The organism is Bacillus sp. LL01 (assembly GCF_001037965.1).
Window position 1 is genome coordinate 1 of the sequence record NZ_LFEL01000180.1, and the last position, 4,191, is coordinate 4,191.

A 4,191-nucleotide genomic window follows, 5' to 3' on the forward strand; every position below is an offset into this window, starting at 1 on the left:
AGTTAATTGGTGTTGAAGCAGAACATATTTATCAAGATGTTGAAGGGATTGAACACCATCTCAGCTGGGATGCGATTGATCGAATTGGGGATCTGGTACAATTCTTTCAAGAAGACGAGCGCAGAATTGCGGCATTGAGAGAAGTACAAAAAAAGAATGAGGAAGAACAATGACCATAGCCATTTGCTATGGTTGTTTTTTTATGTAGATTAATTTACTCACTTTATTGGAAAGAACCAAGCAGGTTCCTACATAAGGTAACGTAGTGGGGGGATGATCATCATGAAGATTGATGGTGTGTTTGCAGGTGGTGGAGTGAAAGCCTATGCGTTCGTAGGTGCGCTAGATGTAATGGAGGAAAGAGGGTATGAATTCACTCGAATAGCTGGTACAAGTGCAGGTTCTATCGTGGCTGCCTTAATTAAAGCTGGATATACAAGCAAGGAGCTCCTTTCATTACTGAATGAATTAGATATCGAAGCATTCAAAGATGAGCGCATGTCTTGGTTACCCTTTCCAGTTGCAAAATGGATTCATATGTATTTTAAGCTAGGCATTTATAAAGGGGATGCTCTTGAAGCTTGGCTAAGTTGTGTTCTTCAAAAAAAGGGAATTAAAACATTTGCGGATCTACCGAAAGACTCACTTCGCATCATAGCATCAGATCTATCTCAGAATCGATTAATTGTACTGCCAGATGACTTACCCTTATATGGACAAATACCTGAAAAGTTTTCTGTGGCAAGGGCCGTGAGAATGAGTTGTAGCATCCCATTTTTTTTCGAGCCTGTAAAAATTTACGATCGAACAAAGAATGGAGCACGTTCCTATGTAGTGGATGGCGGGATCTTAAGCAACTTTCCGATGTGGTTGTTTATGGACGGTAAGACAAAGAAGTGGAGACGACCTGTTATTGGGTTTCAACTCTCTCCTTCACTTGATCAAGTACAACCAAATGATATAAAAAATGCGATTGCATTATATAGAGCATTGTTTGACACAATGACAAAGGCACACGATACGAGATATATTGCAGCAGACCATGCTAAAAATATTGTCTTTATACCTGTAATGGATGTCAGTGCAACGGATTTTGAAATGTCAGAACAGGAAAAAGAAAAATTGGTGAATCTTGGACGCATAGAGACTGAGCAATTCCTACGAGGATGGCGCTATTAGAAAAGAATCGAGCTTTAAAAAAGAGCTCGATTCTTTTTCTTATTCTTTTTTCCTTCAATAACAGTAAAATTATGTTCTGGTCGTTTTTTTATAGGTGATTTAGGAAGTGGAGATTTTTTCTTTACTGCAGTACCACTTGTTGATCTGAAGAATGATGCATTTCTAGGAGATGTAGGTCTACTAGCTGTACTGGTACGCTTTGCTTTTTTTAGTTGTGAGCGACTTGGTCCTTGACGCTTCGGCCAAATACTCGTTCCAAAACGTTTAGCAAGATAAAGACGATACAAGAAGAAAATGACGGCGACAAAACCGGCGATAAATAAGACTCGCGTTAACAACCCGATCGGATTGTAAATCATTTGATAACCCAGGCCAATAACAGCTAAAGCAACGACAGCTAAAACAATCATCTGCATAGTACGTTGCATACGAGCTCACCTCCATGAAAAAGTAAATAAGATCATGATGAAACTAACGATAGCATGTAATTTCTATTCATTTCCCTTTAGGGAGGATTTTCAAACAATCGTTATATGTTTTATTCTACACGAGTTGTCTTAATTCCTCTATTGTAAATCCATCACCCTTACATTCTACACAAATAAAAACCTATTCATTCGACTGATTTGGAACTTCACTAATATTTTTGGATGAAGCGTTTATTCCTCTGGACATACTAGGGATGGAGGTGCTATGAATGGAACAACGTGAACAGCTAGAACAACATGAAGCAGAACAACAAATGTCTTTTCCTACTAAAGTGGTATTAATCGGATTTTTTGGTGGACTGATTTGGTCGTTAGTTGGTTATTTTGCCTTTTACTTTAATTTTATTCGAGTAGGTCCGGCACTCGTATTTATGCCATGGGCTTTTGGAGGATGGAAAGAAACCCATCTTGGACAATGGTTAGGTGTACTAGTTATTGCCATTTTATCAATTKGGGTAGCATTTTTGTATAAAGCTATTTTACAAAAAGTGCTGAGCGTATGGGCGGGTCTCGGTTTCGGCTTGATTTTATGGGGACTCGTTTTTTATGTGCTGAATCCATTCTTTCCTGGGTTAAAATCAGTTCAGAATTTAGATTCAAATACGATCGTAACCTCTATTTGTCTCTATGTATTATATGGTGTCTTTATTGGCTATTCAGTTTCGTATGAATATGCGGAACAACATCATGGTTTATCTGACAATCAGGAAGATCCTAAAGAAGACTAAATATTTTGTACAAACCCTGCTGACTTCTTCCTAAAATCCATTGGGAAATGTTACACTTAATAAGAAGTAAGCTAAACGCGGGTATATCGTGTCATAAAAGTGAGGGGATTTGTATGAAACGTTTTATTGTGATTAATGGACCGAACTTAAATCGCTTAGGTAAGAGGGAACCAGCCGTATATGGTCATGAGACGTTAGGGGACCTAGAAGCATTATTAACAAAAACAGCTATTGATTTAGAGGTTGAAGTAAGCTGTATGCAGTCAAATSACGAAGGGGAAATAATTGACTGTATTCATCGTTCGGTTGATGAAGCAGATGGTATTATTATCAACCCAGGTGCCTTTACTCATTATAGCTATGCTATTCGTGATGCAATTGCCAGTGTTGATTTACCAGTGATTGAAGTTCATATCTCCAATGTTCACAAACGTGAGGCGTTTCGTCACCATTCCGTTGTATCACCTGTGACAAAAGGTCAAATTGTTGGGTTGGGATTATATGGTTACATCCTAGCTTTAACCGCGCTTGCAAAAGGAGAGGAATAATATGAAACGAATTGAAGCGTTAAGAGAGCAATTGAAACATGCAGAAGTAGATGGGTTATTAATTACGAGTGCTCACAACCGTCAGTATATGACAACGTTTACTGGAACGGCTGGAGTCGCGATTGTAACACAATCAGCAGCCGTTTTCATTACAGACTTTCGTTATATGGAACAGGCTCGAGAACAAGCAAAGGGATTCGATATTGTTCAACATTCAGGACCTATTTTTGAAGAGGTAGCTAAGCAAGTAGAGTTATTAAAGGTTAAGACATTAGGATTTGAACAATCACAACTTACATACGAAGCACATCAGCTCTATAGCAAATTCATTGAATCAGCTACACTTATTCCGGTATCTGGATTAATTGAGAAACTTCGCTTAATAAAAGATTCCGCTGAAATTAAACTTATTTCAGAGGCGGCTGAAATTGSGGATGCTGCGTTCCAACATATTACAACATTTATCCGCCCAGGCCTATCAGAGCGTGAAGTTTCTAATGAGCTTGAATTCTTCATGCGTAAACAAGGCGCTGTGAGTTCTTCGTTTGATATTATCGTTGCTTCAGGTTATCGTTCTGCTCTCCCTCATGGTGTGGCAAGTGAGAAAATCATTGATAAAGGAGAACTCGTTACTCTAGATTTCGGTGCTTATTATAAAGGATACTGCTCAGACATCACAAGAACACTTGCTGTAGGTGAAGTGAGTGATGAATTAAAAACAATTTACCATACCGTTTTAGAAGCTCAGTTACGTGGTATGGAAGGAATAAAACCTGGTATAACTGGGAAACAAGCAGATGCTCTTACTCGTGATTACATTACAGATAAGGGGTATGGTGAGTATTTTGGACACTCAACGGGTCATGGTCTAGGAATGGAAGTACATGAAGGGCCTTCCCTTTCCGTTAAATCAGAAACGATCCTTGAACCTGGAATGATTGTTACGGTAGAGCCAGGTATTTACGTTGCGGGTGTCGGTGGTACAAGAATTGAGGACGATACACTAATTACAGAGAATGGAAATCAATCATTTACTAAGTCTACAAAAGAACTTTTAACTGTTGGGGGATAAAATCTACAGGAAACTTTGATTAGGCTATGGTATAGTAAAGATTGTGATTGCCCACTTTAGAAAAAGGTGGAAAGATGGAGGAAGATAATTATGATTTCAGTAAATGATTTTAAAACAGGATTAACAATTGAAGTTGACAATGGAATTTGGCAAGTCATTGATTTCCAACATGTAAA

6 protein-coding genes and 1 pseudogene are annotated in these 4,191 nt (G+C 38.4%); 6 read left to right on the forward strand and 1 reads right to left on the reverse strand.

Translation table 11 applies throughout. The features are described from left to right. Together AB685_RS27435 and AB685_RS27440 are read left to right on the forward strand one after the other, a co-directional pair. On the forward strand, nt 1-173 hold a 173-nt coding region (locus AB685_RS27435), incomplete at its 5' end, for an iron dependent repressor, metal binding and dimerization domain protein (RefSeq protein WP_047973770.1). A gap of 109 nt (nt 174-282) precedes the next feature. Next, a complete protein-coding gene (locus AB685_RS27440; RefSeq protein ID WP_047973771.1) occupies nt 283-1,179 on the forward strand; it encodes a patatin-like phospholipase family protein in 897 nt (298 codons plus the stop codon). 14 nt (nt 1,180-1,193) lie between these two features. Here the strand turns inward: AB685_RS27440 and AB685_RS29955 are convergent, their stop codons facing one another. Further along, nucleotides 1,194-1,607, reverse strand: coding sequence for an SA1362 family protein (locus AB685_RS29955; protein ID WP_053073975.1), 414 nt, complete (start codon nt 1,605-1,607; stop codon nt 1,194-1,196). Between the two features lie 269 nt (nt 1,608-1,876). On the opposite strand from AB685_RS29955, the gene AB685_RS27450 reads away from it, so the two are divergent. The 4 genes and pseudogenes from AB685_RS27450 to AB685_RS30690 all read left to right on the forward strand — a co-directional run. Further along, entirely contained in the window at nt 1,877-2,395 is a 519-nt protein-coding gene (locus AB685_RS27450; RefSeq protein WP_047973772.1) for a YqhR family membrane protein, read from the forward strand. A gap of 113 nt (nt 2,396-2,508) precedes the next feature. Next, nucleotides 2,509-2,943, forward strand: a complete 435-nt coding sequence (gene aroQ / locus AB685_RS27455) for a type II 3-dehydroquinate dehydratase (RefSeq protein WP_047973773.1) — start codon at nt 2,509-2,511, stop codon at nt 2,941-2,943. A 1-nt stretch (nt 2,944) separates the two neighbouring features. Beyond that, entirely contained in the window at nt 2,945-4,015 is a 1,071-nt protein-coding gene (locus AB685_RS27460) for a Xaa-Pro peptidase family protein (protein ID WP_047973774.1), read from the forward strand. 90 nt (nt 4,016-4,105) lie between these two features. Next, nucleotides 4,106-4,191: pseudogene (locus tag AB685_RS30690) on the forward strand (elongation factor P); the annotation flags it as partial.

Excerpts from the sequence above, each read along its gene's own strand:
- AB685_RS29955 (WP_053073975.1), bottom strand. The coding sequence starts at position 1,607 with ATGCAACGTACTATGCAGATGATTGTTTTAGCTGTCGTTGCTTTAGCT.
- AB685_RS27440 (WP_047973771.1), top strand. The coding sequence starts at position 283 with ATGAAGATTGATGGTGTGTTTGCAGGTGGTGGAGTGAAAGCCTATGCG.